This window comes from Mycolicibacterium iranicum (genome assembly GCF_002101705.1).
Classification (GTDB): Bacteria; Actinomycetota; Actinomycetes; order Mycobacteriales; family Mycobacteriaceae; genus Mycobacterium; species Mycobacterium iranicum.
This window is the reverse complement of the sequence record NZ_LQPC01000027.1, coordinates 40044-56856: the sequence shown is the minus strand read 5'-3', so window position 1 is coordinate 56856 and position 16813 is coordinate 40044. Positions and strand designations below refer to the sequence as shown.

Annotated in this window: 17 protein-coding genes and 1 other RNA gene; 8 read left to right on the top strand and 10 right to left on the bottom strand. The window is 67.4% G+C overall.

The window, feature by feature from the left end; translation table 11 throughout:
* Positions 1-45: 45 nt before the first annotated feature.
* From AWC12_RS31050 to AWC12_RS09700, 3 genes are all read right to left on the bottom strand, one after another.
* A complete protein-coding gene (locus tag AWC12_RS31050; protein ID WP_165762791.1) occupies positions 46-1737 on the bottom strand; it encodes a hypothetical protein in 1692 nt (563 codons plus the stop codon).
* Between the two features lie 271 nt (positions 1738-2008).
* On the bottom strand, positions 2009-2629 hold the full coding sequence (locus tag AWC12_RS09705) for an SOUL family heme-binding protein (protein WP_085173928.1): 621 nt from the start codon (positions 2627-2629) through the stop codon (positions 2009-2011).
* Between the two features lie 17 nt (positions 2630-2646).
* Positions 2647-4356, bottom strand: a complete 1710-nt coding sequence (locus AWC12_RS09700; RefSeq protein ID WP_085173926.1) for an amidohydrolase — start codon at positions 4354-4356, stop codon at positions 2647-2649.
* A 63-nt stretch (positions 4357-4419) separates the two neighbouring features.
* Here AWC12_RS09700 and AWC12_RS09695 point away from each other — a divergent pair, with 63 nt between their 5' ends.
* Complete coding sequence (locus AWC12_RS09695) at positions 4420-5373, top strand: cobalamin biosynthesis protein (protein ID WP_085173924.1); 954 nt, start codon at positions 4420-4422, stop codon at positions 5371-5373.
* On the opposite strand, the gene AWC12_RS09690 is transcribed toward AWC12_RS09695, so the two are convergent.
* The 3 genes from AWC12_RS09690 to AWC12_RS09680 are packed head-to-tail and all read right to left on the bottom strand — an operon-like array spanning position 5327 to position 7329.
* Positions 5327-6163 (bottom strand): SURF1 family cytochrome oxidase biogenesis protein, encoded by an 837-nt coding sequence (locus AWC12_RS09690; RefSeq protein ID WP_085173922.1) that lies wholly within the window; start codon positions 6161-6163, stop codon positions 5327-5329. The two genes, AWC12_RS09695 and AWC12_RS09690, sit on opposite strands and share 47 nt — an antisense overlap.
* Position 6164: 1 nt before the next feature.
* Positions 6165-6659 (bottom strand): low molecular weight protein-tyrosine-phosphatase, encoded by a 495-nt coding sequence (locus AWC12_RS09685; RefSeq protein WP_085173920.1) that lies wholly within the window; start codon positions 6657-6659, stop codon positions 6165-6167.
* Complete coding sequence (locus AWC12_RS09680; protein WP_085174160.1) at positions 6652-7329, bottom strand: HAD hydrolase-like protein; 678 nt, start codon at positions 7327-7329, stop codon at positions 6652-6654. The genes AWC12_RS09685 and AWC12_RS09680 overlap by 8 nt, the downstream gene beginning before the upstream one ends.
* Before the next feature lie 74 nt (positions 7330-7403).
* On the opposite strand from AWC12_RS09680, the gene AWC12_RS09675 reads away from it, so the two are divergent.
* Genes AWC12_RS09675 through AWC12_RS09665 form a run of 3 tightly spaced genes read left to right on the top strand, consistent with a single transcriptional unit; the run spans position 7404 to position 10340 of the window.
* Entirely contained in the window at positions 7404-8540 is a 1137-nt protein-coding gene (locus tag AWC12_RS09675; protein ID WP_085173918.1) for a Nif3-like dinuclear metal center hexameric protein, read from the top strand.
* Positions 8530-9267 carry a zinc ribbon domain-containing protein gene (locus AWC12_RS09670; RefSeq protein WP_085173916.1) on the top strand — a complete coding sequence of 246 codons (738 nt, stop codon included), beginning with the start codon at positions 8530-8532 and terminating at the stop codon, positions 9265-9267. Before AWC12_RS09675 ends, AWC12_RS09670 begins: the two co-directional genes overlap by 11 nt.
* Entirely contained in the window at positions 9264-10340 is a 1077-nt protein-coding gene (locus AWC12_RS09665; protein WP_085173914.1) for a bifunctional RNase H/acid phosphatase, read from the top strand. Before AWC12_RS09670 ends, AWC12_RS09665 begins: the two co-directional genes overlap by 4 nt.
* On the opposite strand, the gene AWC12_RS09660 is transcribed toward AWC12_RS09665, so the two are convergent.
* Positions 10331-10918 (bottom strand): helix-turn-helix domain-containing protein, encoded by a 588-nt coding sequence (locus AWC12_RS09660; protein WP_024445377.1) that lies wholly within the window; start codon positions 10916-10918, stop codon positions 10331-10333. The genes AWC12_RS09665 and AWC12_RS09660 overlap by 10 nt on opposite strands.
* Positions 10919-10965: 47 nt before the next feature.
* Here AWC12_RS09660 and AWC12_RS09655 point away from each other — a divergent pair, with 47 nt between their 5' ends.
* The 3 genes from AWC12_RS09655 to AWC12_RS09645 are packed head-to-tail and all read left to right on the top strand — an operon-like array spanning position 10966 to position 13816.
* The gene (locus AWC12_RS09655; protein WP_085173912.1) at positions 10966-11886 is read left to right on the top strand and encodes an NAD(P)/FAD-dependent oxidoreductase; all 921 of its coding nucleotides are present in this window, start codon (positions 10966-10968) and stop codon (positions 11884-11886) included.
* A complete protein-coding gene (locus AWC12_RS09650) occupies positions 11879-12502 on the top strand; it encodes a class I SAM-dependent methyltransferase (protein WP_024445379.1) in 624 nt (207 codons plus the stop codon). The genes AWC12_RS09655 and AWC12_RS09650 overlap by 8 nt, the downstream gene beginning before the upstream one ends.
* Before the next feature lie 30 nt (positions 12503-12532).
* Entirely contained in the window at positions 12533-13816 is a 1284-nt protein-coding gene (locus tag AWC12_RS09645; RefSeq protein WP_085173910.1) for an HNH endonuclease signature motif containing protein, read from the top strand.
* A gap of 9 nt (positions 13817-13825) precedes the next feature.
* On the opposite strand, the gene AWC12_RS09640 is transcribed toward AWC12_RS09645, so the two are convergent.
* Positions 13826-14260: a VOC family protein gene (locus tag AWC12_RS09640; RefSeq protein ID WP_024445381.1), complete on the bottom strand. Its 435-nt coding sequence runs from the start codon at positions 14258-14260 to the stop codon at positions 13826-13828.
* 25 nt (positions 14261-14285) lie between these two features.
* Positions 14286-14702, bottom strand: coding sequence for a helix-turn-helix transcriptional regulator (locus AWC12_RS09635; RefSeq protein WP_085173908.1), 417 nt, complete (start codon positions 14700-14702; stop codon positions 14286-14288).
* Positions 14703-14780: 78 nt separating this feature from the next.
* Between AWC12_RS09635 and rnpB the strand changes: the two genes are divergently transcribed.
* Positions 14781-15183: RNase P RNA component class A (gene rnpB, locus AWC12_RS09630), an RNA gene on the top strand.
* A 13-nt stretch (positions 15184-15196) separates the two neighbouring features.
* Here the strand turns inward: rnpB and AWC12_RS09625 are convergent.
* Entirely contained in the window at positions 15197-16705 is a 1509-nt protein-coding gene (locus AWC12_RS09625) for a CYTH and CHAD domain-containing protein (protein WP_085173906.1), read from the bottom strand.
* Positions 16706-16813 lie beyond the last annotated feature (108 nt).

Here is a 16813-nt window from a genome sequence, read left to right as displayed (position 1 = left end):
CCGACAGCCGGGTGCGCCGCGCCACCCTGACCGAGCCAACCGAGGTCACTCAAGGCGGCGGGACGTGGGCGGTGTGCCGCTACGAGTGCGGCGGGTGCGGGCACCAGTGGCAGCGACACGACCTGTGGACCGCCAAGTCCGCCGGTTTCGAGTCCAAACAACGGAGGGCCGCGTGATGGCGCAGTCCCAACGGAACAACTGACGGTAGAGCGCCTCGGTCGGATGAAGTTCCGGTGGGCGGTACCCGGTGTCGGTGACCTTGCCCAGCAGGTCGATGGCGTTGGGCGCGTCAACCGGCTTGGTGCACATGACCAGGTGGGTGAACAGGTCGATGTATTCCAGGCTGGCCCTGAACAGTTCGACGGCGGTGGTTGCGACCTCGGCCACGGTCGTCGGCCGACCGAAGATGGCGTTGGGCGGTGTGGCCCGCCACACCCCGAGTCGATTTACTAGTTCCTGGGTCAATTCGACATCGGTCTGGCCGAGGTCGATGGCGATGGCCTGGCTGTTGCCGTAGGTCCGGTTCGTGAACGAACCAGTGGGCAGGACGGCATCGTGGATGCGATTGCGGAGTTGTGAGCAGGCGAATGCGAACCGCTGCAACTCGCGCAGCCGGGGGAGTTGTGGTGCGCCGGGGTAATGGGGGTCCACGTAATTGTCGAGCGTCTTGACCGACGACAACGACGTACGCAGGGTTTTGCCCGAGGTGGGGTCGAGCCAGCGCACGAACGCACGTCCGTACCCGTCGAACACCGCGACGAGGTACAGCATTTCGCGGTCGAACGCCTCGCTGACGGACTCGATGGTGTCCGTCGTCGGTGCGGCGTCGTGACCGTTGGTGCGGCTCAGGGCAGCGATCACCTCATCGAGCGCCCGAGCGGCGCGGCGGATTCGTGTGCGTAGGGTGTCGATCTCTGCGAGCGCCCGAATGTCCCCGAGTTGTGCGGCGACGAGGCGGAACATGTCGAGCCAGGCGACCAGGCTGCCCAGCCCGATGTCGTACACCTCTTTGATCGACGGGGGTTCCATCTTCTCGGTGGCACTGCCGTAGGAGGTGCTGTACCGATACTCGGCAACCGTCCGATTGCCGGTCATACGCAGGTAGTGACCGAACACCGGGTGCAGGTCGTCGGGGGTAACCGACGTGACGATGTCGTTGTCGCCCACATCGGCCCGGCCCACCGACGGTGCGAGCGAGACCACCACGTCGGTGCCGAGCCCGAACCCGGCAGACGCGAGCACCGCGCCGCGTATTCGGTCATCGTTGCTCAGATCGTCCGCCGTCGTGCTCTGCGCATCGAGCAGGGCGTAGATGTCGAAGAAATTGCACCTGCGCCAGCCCGTCCTCTCCTCGCCGCGCATGGTCGAGACGCTGAACTCCACCGAGTCCAGGAACCGGCCGACGCTCTGCGGGTCGGTGTAGTGGATGACGTAGTGCTCCTCGACCTCGCACGCCTCGATCCAGGCCGTGGCCAGTGCGTCGTCGGCATCCTCGAACACCATCAACATCGGGGTGACGACATCACGTCGGAGGACGTGCACCAGGTCCTCGTAGTCCGACGGCTGCGGTCCCAGCGTGCGCAGGTCGAGCCCGACAACGAGTGGGCGAGTCGCGGGGGTCATGGGGAAAAGCGGCTGATGGTCCTTGGCAACTGCGCGGGCGTATCGCACGAACTTCGCGTGGGGTCCGTCCGACGGGATGTTGAGCGCAGTGTCGGCGGCATTCGGTGAGGCCATCAACCGATTGTGGCGTGAGCCCCTGACACGTTCGGGCGTGTCGGTCTCCGCACTACCGCTGGCGTGTCGGATGCGCGTTCGCCAGTGTCCCAACACTGTCCCAAGACGTGCCCGAACGACGTGGACGCGGTGGACACAGCGGACACCCGAACTGCCTCTGAACTGGTCGTAGTGGACAGCGCCGCACGCGGGTTCACACGTTCCGATCCCTTTACACACCAGCGGTCGGCGGTTCGAAACCGTCCGCGCCCACCACCAAACATGTGGCCGGTCAGCCGACCAGAACGGCGACCTCGTTGCGCCGCCGGAACGGCAACGTCCACGGCGGGTCGTAGAACCACGCGATGGGCTCGCCGTGGGGCTGAAACTGGCTGTCCTGCAGCGCATCGAGCAGGGCCGCGGTCTTGGACGCCACCGCTGCAGGGCTGCGGTCGCCACTGAAGCGCAGTACCGCGTACGTTTCCGACGGCACCTCGACCAGCTCGACTCGCTCGTCATCGGGTTCGGGAAGCAGTTCCATCGACCACTTCGACGGCATGAAGAACCGGATCACCGACTCCCCGTCGGCTCCGCGCGACTGTGCGACCGGCGCTGTCATCGCGATCTTCTCGTTCTGCTGAGCGACGGGCGCCGTCATCGCGATCTTGGCCTGTCGATGGTTGCCGCCGAAGATGTACCTGGCGAGTCTTCGGAACCCTTCGTTGCGGGCGCGTTCCTCGTCGGCGGAGACCGTCGTCTGCGCGGCGATCCGCGGACCGTAGCGGCGGATCTCGACGTCGCCGAGGGTCGCCTCACGCACATGCATCGGCTCTTCGGTTCCGCTGCGGATGCCGACCAGGGCGCCGACGCCCTCGACGATCTGCAGCGCGGTGTCGGTGATCTTCTCAAGCACGACTCCAGGTATACCCCTCAGCAGCACCCCTTGGCGGGGCGCTCGGCCAGGTGCGCGTGCGCGGCGGTGTCTGCGCCTTCGACCGCTGACACAAATTCGTCCAGGTCGATCCGGCGGCCACCCAACCACGTCCCGGTCACCTTCACGGAGTCGATCAGGGCCCCCGGGTCGACCGTCCACGGATCCGCCGTCAGCTCGACGAGATCGGCGAGTTTCCCCACTTCCAGCGAACCGATCAGGTGTTCGCGGCGCAGGGTGCGCGCGGCGTCGACAGTGTGGGCACGCCACGCCTGGTCCAACGTGATGGCCTGGTCTGCTCCGTGCACGCCACCGGCACGCGTGCGCCGTGTGACGGCGGTCGCGATGTTGACCACCGGCGTCGGCGGGGACACCGAGCCGTCGTTGTGGAGCGAGACGCACGCACCCGAGCTGACCGCGTCGTTGAACGCGGCCCACCGGGAACCGTGCTCGTGGTCGAAGATGTCGCCGTCGAGCAGATCGCCCCAGTAGTAGTACTGGAACGGCGCGAGGGACACGTGCACGCCCAACCGGGCAGCACGGTCGAAGTGTTCCCGGGTCCCCGCACCGCAATGCTCGAGGCGCCAGCGGTGATCCGAGCCGAGCAGGTGATGGCGATCCAACGCAGCCTCGTAGGCGTCGAGTGCCAGGTCCAGGGCCAGGTCTCCATTGGCGTGGAATGCCATCTGCCAGCCTGCGGGCGCGGCGCGGTCAAGGATCGCGTCGAGCTGCTCGCGGCTGTAGTTCATCGAGTCGACGCCGCCCGCGGTGGCCGGGTCGATTCCGGCGGTTCGGGTCGTCTCGGTGTCGAGGTACGGGAACGAGATCGCGATGTTGCCCACCCAGGGTGAGCCGTCGGTCCACAGCTTGACGCCGGCCTTGGTGAGCCAGTCCTCCCCGGCGGCGAAAGAGGTTGGCTCCCAAAAGCTATCGGTGATCGACATCTCCCACATGCTGACCCGCAGTGGACACGACGGGGCAGCGGCCAGCGCTTCGTATCCCGAGGCGAACTTCGGGTCGTAGGTCATGTCCGACGTCGACGTGTAGCCGCCGCGCGACATCAGCGCGAAATACATCGCCGCCGATGTCAGCGGATCACCCATCTGAGCCAACAGGGGACCGGTTACGGCGGTGACGACGGGAAGCTCGAACCCCTGGCCGTTGAGGGAGCCGTCGGCGTTGCGTCCGTAATTTGACGCGACCGGATCGGCAGGCGGGTTGGAATCCCAGCCGTACCTCTTGATGAGTGCGGAGTTGAAGTACACGCCGTGACCGGAGTTGTCCGTCACGACGGTGACACGGTCACCGAAGATCTCGTCGAGTTCAGCGGCATCGGGTGCAGGGTGGCCGTGGAGCAGCGCGTCATATCCGGCGAACCACAATGGGGTCTGCGCATCGCTGGTTGCCGAAGCGTCGGCGAACACCTTCTGCACGTCGTCCCACGAGGGGCAGTCCCATGGTGCGATTGACCGAGCGGGCGCCTGGGTGGCAATCCCGCTGATCAGTGGATGACCATGCGGCTCAACAAATCCCGGTGCTAACGCGGCGACGCCGGTGTCGACGACCTCGGCGCCGGGCAACGCGGCCCGGCAGTCGTCGAGGCTGCCCACAGCGACGATCCGGCCGCTTGACACGGCGACGGCCTGAGCGCGTGGAGCGCTGTCGTTCATCGTGATGATCGTGGTTGCTGTCAGGATCACGTCGCCCATGGCCACAGTGTGTCATCCCGGCCTCTCGCGCTCGGCCGAAATGCGCTGTGAGACGCTGCCTGGGTGTTCGCTCTCGCGATCGGCATCGGGGCAGGTGTGGTGGCGGACGCTCTGCTCGGTGATCCGCGGCGGGGTCATCCGGTGGCCGTGTTCGGCAGTGTGGCAGCCGCTTTGGAACGCCGAACCTACTCCGACGACCGGCGTGCCGGGGTGTTGCACACCGCGACGCTGCTGACCGCCGTCGGTGTCATGGGCGCGGCGGCCGAACGGGCGGGACGGCGTCGCGGCACGGTCGTCGAGGCTGCGTGCGTCGCCGCGGCGACGTTCGTCGCAGCCGGGGGCACGACGCTGTGCCGCACCGGTGAGCGCATGGCGCAACTTCTCCGCGCCGGTGACATCGACGGAGCCCGCGGCCTGCTGCCCTCGCTGTGCGGTCGCGATCCGTCCGTGCTCGACGCGCCTGGGTTGACTCGTGCGGCGCTGGAATCCATCGCGGAGAACACCTCCGATGCCCAGATCGGACCCCTGATGTGGGCGGCAGTCGGCGGCACGCCCGCGGTGCTGGTGTACCGCGTCGCCAACACCCTCGACGCGATGATCGGCAGCCGCTCGCCGCGTTACGCCCGGTTCGGCTGGGCGGCCGCCAGATTCGACGACCTGGTCAACCTGGCGCCGGCGCGGGTCACGGGGCTTCTGGTGATGGCCGCCGCGCCGCTTGTGGGAGGGTCGCCTGCCAGCGCCTGCCGCGCGTGGCGACGGGACGCGGCCAAACACCCCAGCCCGAACGCCGGAGTCGCGGAGGCATCGTTCGCCGGAGCGTTGGGGATACGCCTCGGCGGGCCCACCCAGTACGCCCACGAGCTGGAGATCCGACCGACGCTCGGCGACGGGCGGGTGCCCGATGTCGAGGACCTGGCGCGTGCCGTCCGATTGTCGCGGGCCGTTCAGGCGCTGGGTGCTCTCATCGCGGTCAGCGCCGCTTGCCGTAGCGGTCGGCGAGCTTCTGCTCGGTGGTGAGCGGCGCGGGGGTGTCAGCGGTTTCGGCGGAGAGGGCTTCTGCCGCCGCCTTCTCGCGCCTGCGGATGCGGATCTCGGAGTACACGAAGTAGCCGACGCCGATCGGGGCGATGATCCCGAACGCGATCCACTGAATGCCGTACGACAGGAACGGTCCCGCGTCGAGATGCGGCAGGGGGATGACGCCGAGCCCGCCGGGCTGGCCGTCGACCAGCTGCAGGTATGAACCCGCCAGCGGGACACCGGTCAGCGACGAGATCTGCTCGATGTTGATCGAGTAGACCTGCGTGCCGCCTTCGGCCTCGAACGGTGCCTTGTCCCTGGCCAGGCCCTCGGAATCGCGCAACCGCGCGGTGATCGTCACGGTGCCCGCCGGGGGTGCGTCGATCGGCGGCACCGCCGAACCCGCGACCGGCCGTACATAGCCGCGATCGACGAGGACGGTAGGGCCGCCGTCCACCGCGAACGGTACGAGGACCTCGAACGCGGGGTCGCCGTCGATGAGGCGCAGGCGTGCGAGCACCTGCGCGTCGGGCAGGTACCGGCCCGTCGCCGTCACCCGCCGCCACTGGTCGTCGGGGGCCGCCGAATCCTGTTGCGGCAGAAGCGTCGTCACCGGTACCGGATCGGCGTCCAGCGATCGGGAGATCTGGGCGTTCTCCCGTGAGGTCTTGGTGTTCTTGCCGAGCTGCCAGGGCGCCAGCACCGTGAAGCAGAGGTACGCGAACGCGAGGACCACGACCAACAGCGCGAGCCATTGCGGCCGCAGCAGGAACGCCCACCGCCGCATCTCAGCCGGCCTGCTCTCGCTGCGCGAGCCGGTCGTCGACCCAGCTGTGCAGCCCGGGCAGCGCGGCGTCGATCACGGTGAACGTCTCCTCGAAGTCGTCCTGTGTGCCGTAGTAGGGGTCCTCGACATCCAACGCGTGAACGCCCGATCGCGGATCGAAGGACCGCAGCATGCGCAGTCGCTCGGCGGGCACGCCCGCATGTTGCAGCATCCGCAGGTGGTTGCGCCCCAATGCGACGACGAGGTCCGCGGCGAGATGGTCGTCGGTCATCTGGGCGGCACGGTGGGCCGTCGGGTACCCGTGCTCGCGCAGCGTGTGACCTGTGCGCCGGTCGGCCGGTTCGCCTTCGTGCCAGTGACCCGTGCCGGCACTGGTGACTCTGACGACGTCGGCGAGTCCGCGCTCGCCGATCTGGTGGGCGAACATCTTCTCGGCCATCGGGCTGCGGCAGATGTTGCCGGAGCAGATGAACGTGACGTGCAACAGGTCAGACACCGAGCACCTCCCGCAGGTCGTCGACGCTGGCGACGTGGGCGAACGCGCCGCTGTCGCCGTCGGCGAAGTCACGGTGCCCGTAGCCCCAGCCGACCACGATCGTCCCGATGCCGTGCACGGCGGCGCCTTCGACATCATGCGACCGGTCGCCGATCATCACGACCCGATCGGGAAGCGGCGCGAGCTGCCGGAGCGCGTGGGCGACCACGTCGGCCTTGGTCGAGCGGACACCGTCGGGGCTGGCGCCTGCGATGACCTCGAAGTACGTGTCGAGCTCGAAGTGGGCGAGGATGCGCGCCGCGGTGGGCTCTGCTTTCGACGTCGCGACCGCAAGCCTGACGCCGACGGCCTGCAGGTCCGTCAGTAGCCCGGCCACGCCGTCGAACGGCCGGTTCATCGACCAACCGCGCGACATGTAGTCGGCCCGGTAGGCGGCGATCGCGGCATCGGCGGACTCTCCCAGACCCATCTGCTGCAGCGTGACATGCATCGGCGGCCCGACGATGCGGCTCACCAGGTCGCCGTCGGGGACGGTCGCGCCGACGGAATGCAGGGCGTGCCGGAAGCTGGCGACGATGCCTTCGGCGGAGTCGGTGAGGGTGCCGTCGAGATCGAAGATCACCAGATCACCCCGGCCCACCGGGGTGGCGCTGCGGGGGCTGTCCAGCATGTCCGTCACATGGCCATTGTCCCTGAGACGGGTGGCTGCCGGGATCGTGGGCCCGTGCGCACTACTGTCGTGATGTGGCAAGTGTCCGGCTGGTCGACGTCATCGACGTGCTCGAGGCTGCTTACCCGCCTCGCCTGGCGCAGAGCTGGGATTCCGTCGGGCTGGTCTGCGGGGATCCCTCGGAGCCCGTCGAGTCGGTGACCATCGCCGTAGACGCGACCGCCGACGTCGTCGCGCAGGTGCCCGACGGCGGCCTGCTGCTCGCCCACCACCCGCTGTTGCTGCGCGGTGTGGACACCGTGGCCGCGGGGACCGCCAAAGGCGCCCTCATCCACTCCCTGATCCGTACGGGTCGGTCGCTGTTCACCGCTCACACCAACGCAGACAGTGCGTCGCCGGGGGTCTCGGACGCGCTGGCCGACACCTTGGGGCTGGAGGTTGTCGAGGTGCTCTCGCCGGTGCCGTCCGGTCCCGCTCTCGACAAGTGGGCGGTGTTCGTCCCCGCCGCCAACGCCGACGCCGTCCGGGCGGCCATGTTCGCCGCCGGGGCGGGCCACATCGGCGACTACTCGCAATGCAGCTGGAGTGTGCCCGGCACGGGGCAGTTTCTGCCCGGCGACGGTGCGACACCGGCAATCGGTGAAGTCGGTGTTGTCGAGCGCGTTGCGGAGGACCGGGTGGAGATGGTTGCACCCGCCTCGCGGAGAGGTGCGATCATCGCCGCCTTGCGGGCCGCCCATCCGTACGAGGAGCCGGCCTTCGACCTCATCGAGTTGCAGACCCCGCCGGGAGACGTCGGCCTCGGCCGGATCGCTACGCTGCCCAGTCCGGAACCGTTGTCGGCGTTCGTGTCTCGCGTGTGTACCGCACTACCTGCGACCTCATGGGGAGTGCGCGCATCCGGTGACCCGGATGCGACGGTGTCCCGCGTGGCCGTATGCGGAGGCGCCGGGGATTCGCTGCTGGCCGAGGTCGCCGCCGCAGGCGTGCAGGTGTACGTGACGGCCGATCTGCGGCACCATCCCGCCGACGAACACCGACGGTCCTCCGACGTCGCACTGGTCGACGTCGCGCACTGGGCCAGTGAGTTCCCGTGGTGTCAGCAGGCCGCCGCGTTGCTGCGCACGCACTTCGGTGCGTCAATGCCGGTCACGGTTTCGGATGTGCGCACAGATCCATGGAATGTCGAGGGGTCCCCTTATGAAAGCTGATGTTTTTCAACAGAATTCGCTGCTGCAGCTAGCAGAATTGGACGCCGAAGTCAGCCGGGCCGAGCATCGGACGAAGAACCTTCCCGAGCAGAAGGCGGTGGAGGAAGCTCAGGCGTCGCACCGCGAGGCAGCCGACCGACTCGCCGCACTGCAACTCGCGCTGGCCGACATCGACGCGCAGGTCGCGAAGTTGGAAACAGAGATCGACGGTGTGCGGCAGCGAGAGGACCGCGACCGCGCACTCATGGCCGGGGGCTCGGTGGACCCCAAGCAGCTCAACGACTTGCAGCACGAGCTCGAAACCCTGGAGCGGCGACAGTCCAGCCTGGAGGACGCCCAGCTGGAGTTGATGGAGAAACGCGAGGAGTTGTCCGCGGATCAGGACCGAGAACTGGCGGGCCTCGAGGACCTGCAGAAGGCGCTGGCGGATGCGCAGCGTTCGCGCGACGACGCCCGCGCCGAACTGACTCAGCTCATCGAGAAATCCGCGGTCCGGCGTGCCGAGCTGGTCGCGCATATCGACGAAGCGCTTGTGACGCTCTACGAGCGCCAGCGGTCACGCACAGGTGTCGGAGCGGCGCCGTTGCAGGGCCGGCGGTGCGGTGCGTGCCGGATCGAGATCGACCAGGGGGAGTCGGCGCGGATCGCCGCGGCGGCCGACGATGACGTGGTGCGCTGCCCGGAATGTGCGGCGATCCTGTTGCGGGTGACTGGTTTTCGCAAGTGAAAGTGATCGTCGAGGTCGACGGCGGTTCCCGTGGCAACCCGGGTCCCGCCGGCTACGGCGCGGTCGTATGGTCAGGTGACCGGGAATCCCTCCTCGTCGAGGCGAAGGCGGCGATCGGCACGGCGACCAACAACGTCGCCGAGTACCGAGGGCTGATTGCGGGCCTTCAGGCCGCAGCTGAGGTCGGCGCCTCCGAGGTCGAGGTCCTCATGGATTCCCAGCTCGTCGTGGAGCAGATGTCCAACCGCTGGAAGGTCAAACATCCCGACCTGATCCCGCTGAACCAGCAGGCGCGCCAACTCGCTGGAGGGTTCTCGTCCGTGAGCTACGCGTGGATCGCCCGGGAGAAGAACGGCCACGCCGACAGGCTCGCCAACGAGGCGATGGATGCGGCGGGCGCGGAAGAACATTCGGCGACCACAGCGGTGACCACCAACCCGGCGGGATGGACAGGTGCCAGAGGAGCGCCGACCAGGCTGCTGCTGTTGCGTCACGGGCAGACAGCGCTGTCGGTGGAGCGTCGCTACTCGGGGCGCGGGAACCCGGAGCTCACCGAACTCGGCACTCGTCAGGCGGGCGCCGCCGCGCGCTACCTCGGGGACAGGGGTGGCGTCGATGCCGTACTTGCGTCACCGTTGCAGCGGGCGTACGACACCGCGGCGGCAGCGGCGAAAGCTCTCAGTCTCGACGTCACCGTCGACCACGACCTGATCGAGACGGATTTCGGTGCCTGGGAAGGCATGACGTTCCAGGAGGCCTCCGAGTACGACCCCGATCTGCATCGCCGCTGGCTTCGCGACACGTCGGTTCGGCCGCCGGGCGGCGAGAGCTTCGACGACGTCGCGGCACGGGTTCTGCGCGCCCAGAAACGCATCATCGCCGACTACCCGGGCCAGACGGTGTTGGTGGTTTCACACGTGACGCCGATCAAGACCCTGTTGAGGATGGCGCTCGCGGCCGGACCGTCGATTCTGTATCGGCTGCATCTGGATCTGGCGTCACTGTCGATCGCAGAGTTCTACCCCGACGGCGCAGCATCCGTGCGCTTGGTCAACCAGACGGCCTATCTGTGATCGGTGTGCAAATGCACCCGCTCGCCGTGCAATCCGAATAGCGCGATCGCCTCGACCGGGCCGTCGACCGCGCCGAACCAGTGGGGAGTCCACGTCGAGAACTCCACGGCCTCACCGGGTTTGATGGTGAAGTCGCGGTCGCCGAGGATGAGTCGGAGCCGACCCGAGAGCACGTACATCCAGTCGTGCCCCTCGTGGACGGGAAGTTCCGCGGGTGGGGTGCGCCTGCGGGCGCTGATCCGGATCTTGTGGGCGTGAAGCCCTCCGGCGGGACCTTGACCGGTCAACGGCCAGAACGTGATCTGGTTGTGCGTGTGGGACTGTCCGCGAATGCGCGGGTCTTCGACCTCAGGTGTGCGCAACAGTTCGTCGGTGCTGACCGACAATGCGGCGGCCAGCCGCGGCAGGTGATCGAGAGCGAGGCGCCGCTTCCCGGACTCCAGACGGCTCAGTGTCGAGATGTCGATGCTGGACCGCCTGGCGACGTCTTCGAGGGTCATGCCACGCTGGACTCGAAGGTCCCGCAGCCGCCGCCGCACACGGGCATCAACGCTTTCCTCGCCCTCATTTGCCTTCATGGCAAATCAGCTTGGCAGATCGCTCCTAGCACGGGCAAGGTCGTGGCATGGACAAGATCTGGGATTGCCTGATCGTCGGCGGAGGCGCCGCCGGGTTGAGTGCGGCGCTGGTCCTGGGCAGGGCGCGTCGAGAAACGCTGCTGATCGACGCCGGAGCGCAGAGCAACCTAGCCGCCCACGGCATCGGTGGGTTGTTGAGCTTCGACGGCGTCCCGCCTGCGCAGTTGTATGCCCAGGGTCGGCACGAGTTGACGGCCTACCCGAGTATCGAGATTCGCTCCGGCGAGGTCATCACTGCGGACGGGGCCGTTGGCGATTTCGCCGTGGAGTTGGCCGATGACAGCGTGGTGCGGACTCGTCGGGTGCTGTTGGCCATGGGGATGCGGTACGAGTCGCCCGACGTGCCGGGTTTGACAGAGCTGTGGGGCAATTCGGTCTTCCACTGCCCGTTCTGTCACGGATGGGAAGTGCGTGACAAGCCACTTGCCGTACTTGCCGACGGGGATCGGGCGGTGCACATGGCGACGCTGCTGCGCGGGTGGAGTGATGATGTCGTCCTGCTGACAGGCGGGCCCGCCGAGCTCACCGCCGACCATCGGTCGCGCCTGGCGCATGTGGGAGTCGATGTCGATGAGCGAGTGGTGAGCGAATTGCACTCATTGGCAGGCGAATTGCAGGCCGTGATGTTCACCGACGGCGCCAGTCTGGCGCGCAATGGCCTGCTCGTTGCGACGACCCTGCGCCAACGTGGCGCGCTGGCCGAAAAGTTGGGAGTCGCGTTCGCTGCGACCAACCCGATATCGCCGGAGGCGATCGAGACCGATGCGATGTATCGCACCTCGGTGCCGGGTGTCTTCGCTGCGGGTGATGTAAGCGCACAACTGCCGCAAGTAGCGGCGGCGATCGCGGCTGGTTCTGCCGCGGCCGCATCGATGGTGGCGAGTTTCATGGAGGAGCACAATGTCTGAGGTCAAACAACATTGGGAGGATAGGTACTCCGAGCGGGACCGGATCTGGAGCGGCAAGGTCAACCGGTGGCTGGCCGAGGTTGCCACGCCTCTGGCGCCGGGACGGGCGCTGGATCTCGGGTGCGGGGAAGGCGGCGACTCGCTGTGGCTGGCCGAAAACGGCTGGGAGGTCGTCGGTGTGGACATCTCGGACACTGCGATCTGCCGTGCCGCCGAGGAGGCGGCCCGGCGAGGGTTGACCGACCGCGTGCGGCTGGTGCAGATGAACCTTTCGGAGTCGTTCCCGGCTGGCAGGTTCGACCTCGTGTCGGCGCAGTTCCTGCAGTCGATGGTGCATCTCGACCGGGAACGCATCTTCGCCTCCGCCGCGCGCGCGGTGGCGCCGGGCGGTCTGCTGGTCGTCGTCGACCATGGCGCGGCGCCGCCATGGGCCAAGCACATCAAAGACCACGTATTCCCGACGGTCGACGAGGTCCTCGGAACGATCGACCTCGGTGCGGGGCAGTGGGAGCACGTCCGTGTCGGCACCGTCGAACGCGACGCCGTCGGGCCGGACGGCCAGGCCGGAGTGCTGATCGACAACCTGATCGTGCTGCGCCGGTTGTCCGAAGGTTAGTTGTCGGGGGGTGGGCGTAGCGTCGGTCTTATGATCGAACGTTTGTTCGAAGTAGATCCGGAGGCGTCCGAGAAGGACCTGCGGATCCTCGTCGAGCGCTTTGAGGAGCTGAAGTCGAAGGCTGCGGCCGCGCAGGCCCGTGCGACGGCGTTGTGGGCTCGGAAGCGCACGGCGGCCGAGCGGGCTGCCGGGATACCGGCACGCCGACGCGGGAAAGGCTTGGCCTCGGAGATCGCGCTGGCCCGCCGCGATGCCCCGGCCTGCGGGAACACCCACCTCGGGATGGCGAAAGCGCTGGTTCATGAGATGCCGCGCACCTTGGCGGCGTTGGAGGCAGGCCAGCTCTCGGAGTACCGGGCGTTGCTGATCGTGCGGGAATCCGCGTGCCTGTCGGTCGAGGATCGCCGCACGCTGGATGCCGAACTAGCCGAGGAAGCCCACGGGTTCCAGGGCTGGGGCAATCGGCGCGTAGCTGCTGAGGCCAAACGGATCACCGCCCGCCTGGATGCCGCGGCGGTGGTGGAACGCAACAACAAGGCGGTCAAGGACCGTTGCGTCACCACCCGGCCTGCGCCCAACGGAATGGTCTACGTGACGTTCCTGATGCCGCTGGCGCAGGGCATCGGCATGTACGCCGCGCTGAAACGTGAAGCCGACGTGTGCGGGGATGGCCGCTCTCGCGGGCAGTTCATGTGCGATACCGCCTATGAGCGGGTGACGGGTCGCAGCAGTACCGCACCGGTCGATGTGAGCCTGAACCTGGTGATGGCCGACACCACACTGGCCGGTGATGACGCCGAGCCGGCGTGGCTGGACGGTTATGGACCCATCCCGGCGGGGTTCGCGTGCAAGCTCACCGGCGACGCCGCCACTGATAAGGCTGCGAAGGCGATCCTGCGCCGGCTCTACCGCCACCCGACATCGGGGCAGTTGGTCGCGATGGAATCGCGGTCGCGGATCTTCCCGAAAGGGTTGGGCGCGTTCATCGGAATCCGGGACCGCACGTGCCGGAATCCGTACTGCAACGCCCCGATCCGCCACCACGACCACGCCACCCCCGACCGTGACGGTGGAAAGACAAGTGCGGTCAATGGTTTGGGGGCCTGCGAGGCGTGCAATTACGCCAAAGAAGCACCCGGCTGGCGGGTGACGACCCGCGACCGCGGCGGCACCCACCGGGCCGAATTCGTCACGCCCACCGGGGCCAGGTACTACTCCCTGGCGCCGCCGCTGCCCGCCATCCCGGTGCGTCAGAAGATCAGCCTCCTCGAGGGCCAACTCAGCATCGACCTCGTCACCTTCGAAGCCGCCTAGCGTCGAGGGTCAGGTGCCGGCAGGCACTTCCGCCAACTGGGTGAGTCGCACGCTGTTTCCGGACGGATCGCGGAATCCGCAGTCGATGCCGTAGGGCATCTGGTGGGGCTCCTCGGTGAACTCGACGCCGCGGGCTTTGAGTTGCTCGTAGCTGGCCTGGCAGTCATCGGTGGTCAGGAAGACGGTGCCCGCGAACCCTTTGGCGGTCAGGTCGAGCACCTGCTTCTTGGTGGACTCGTCCATGACGGGCTCGCCGGGCACGGCCATGAGCACGATGGACACGTCGTCCTGTCCTGGCGGGCCGACGGTCAGCCAGCGAAAGATGCCGTCGACGTCGGGCAGTGAAACGTCTTGGCGCACTTCCATACCGACCTTGTCGGTCCAGTACTTCAAAGCGACTTCCTGGTCGTGGACCCACAGATGGGCGCTTGCGATCTTGATCATGTGCCCGACGCTACGGCCGCGGAGCTCACCCCGTCTTCTCCGCGTGTGCTGTCTTTCGGGTGTCCCGAGCCAAGATGCAACTGGGGATTCGTGCGTGGATGGCGGCCGGCGGCATCGACGCCCGATACGCCGCCGGCGGTAATCCGTAGGCGCGGGCGAAGGCTGTGGTGAACGATCCGACGCTCTGCAGCCCCACCATCACGCAGATGTCGGCAACGGATCTGTCGGTGTGGCGCAACAGCGATGCGGCACGTTCAAGTCGGCGCGTCTGCAGATACGCGCTCGGTGACTCGCCGAACGTCCTCGTGAACATGCGGCTGAAGTGTGCCCGCGACAAACCGGCCGCCGCCGCGAGATCATCGACGGTGATCGGCTCCGAATATCGAGAATCCACGAAGTCCTTGGCCCGCATCAGGTAGCGGGCGGGAGGAGCCTGCGCCATGCACTCAGTATGGCCCCGCGGCGAGGTAGGCATTCATTACCTCAAACAGCCCTTGACCCATTACCTTGTTAGGGCGGATGAGCTGGCCGGGCGGCCGCGGCACCTGGTGTCGAGGAAAGTCCGGACTTCGCAGAGCAGGGTGATTGCTAACGGCAATCCGAGGTGACTCGCGGGAAAGTGCCACAGAAAACAGACCGCCGCCACGGAGTCTTCGGACGACGGGGAGGTAAGGGTGAAAAGGTGCGGTAAGAGCGCACCAGCATTCCGGGTGACCGGAGTGGCTAGGTAAACCCCACCCGAAGCAAGGCCAAGAAGGCCGCAACCTGGTTGCGGCCGCGCAGGCGCCCGAGGGCTGCTCGCCCGAGCCTGCGGGTAGGCCGCTTGAGGCACCCGGCGACGGTGTGTCCAGATGGATGGTCGCCGCCTCGCTGCCCGATCAGGCGGCGAGGAACAGAATCCGGCTTACAGGCCGGCTCATCCGCCCTCGGGCGTGCTCAGGACTTGACCGACTTGTCGAGCGCCTTGAGCGCATCCTCGATCTGTTCCTCGCAGCGGCGGGCCAGATCGTCCTCCAACTGATACAGCAGGCCATAGGTGAACGTGTCCTCGCCGGCGGCGTGTGCGACCTCCGCCTGACGGCTCAGATGGGTCCGGCTCACGACGCTGTCCTGGTGGTCGCCCAGAAGCGACTGAATGGCCTTGGCGCGGTCGGCCACCTTCGCTTCGCCCGTAGCGGCGGCGGTATAGCGAAGAGCTTTGGCGCGCTTACGAATTCGATGCAACGCTTCGTTCGAGTCCTCGACGCTCACGTCGGGATCCTCCGCCGCAGTGCGCGCCGCCTTGGCCGCCTTGCGGACTCGCTTGTACGCCGAATCGATCGTCAGCTGTGCGGGTTCCTCGCCGGTAGCAGACGGAGCGGGATCGGAGGCGACCAGCGCTTCGAGCGCGTCGAGGAGGCGGAAGTAGCGCTGGGAGCGCATGGCGGTCAGCGAGCGTTTCCAACCCATCTGGTACCGCTTCTTGGCGCCTTCCACGAGCCGCTCCCGCACCGGGCCCCGCACATTGGACTCGGGCAGCGCATCGATCGCACGCTCGTAGCGCTCGGCCAGAACCTCTGCGTCGCGGGCCACGCCGAGGACCGCCGCGAGCTCCCGCAACTCGTCGAGGATCCACTCGTGGTCGGCGATGTCGAACGAGCCTTCCGAAGATTGCAGCAGGCTACGGATCTTGCGGGTCGTCACCCGCATTTGATGGACCGAATCCCACACGTCGGAGCGAACCGCGCGGTCCCACTCGATCAGTTCGGCCACGTGCTGCGCCACGGCCCGGCGGGCGGGGTCGGTCGACTCCGTCGGGGCCGTCCCAGGGCTTTCCTCGGACTCCGGGGTGCTTGTCGCGAGAACCCTGGCCAGCTTTGACCCGTGACCGGCCGGCACCGCCCCCGCATCAAGCAGCCTGTTGGTCAGCCGGTCGAATACGGCGGTGTCGGTGCCGGGCTTGAGCTCGAGCTCCCATTCGCGCCAGAACTGCTCCTCGCCACCTTCGGCGCTCGCGGTCACCTGGTCGTCGCAGAACTCGGCCAACGGGGCACCGTCGGGCCCGTACAACAACTCGACGATCCTGGTCGTGTTGATGCGCGCGACCGGTGCCAGTGGGCGATCCCGCACGATCGCCAGCACGACATCGCGAAGGCTCTCAGGCACCTGCGCCGCGTCCCCTTCGAGCGGGGCGTGCACTTCCGTGCGGGTATCGGCACCCGCCGGCAACTTCAGGTGCCACCCCGCGTCGGTCCCGCCGGTCCGCCTGCGCAGCGTGATCTTGTTCCGGGCCAGGTCACGATCGGGCGTGTCGAAGTACACAGCTGCCAGAGACTGTGACGGCGACCGCTCGATACGGGCGACCGACGACAACCCTTCGAAAGACGGGGAGACGGTGGACTCGACCACCTCAAACTTGCGCTCGGTCTCCGTGTACCTGGAGGTTTCGGGCGATTTCGGGGCCATGGTCACCTATGTCTCTGGCGCGGTCGGGGACCATAGCCTGCCATACGGAGATGAAGGCGCCGCTCTGAACCATGGCTCGGCACCAAGATCATTTTTCAATGCGAAGCG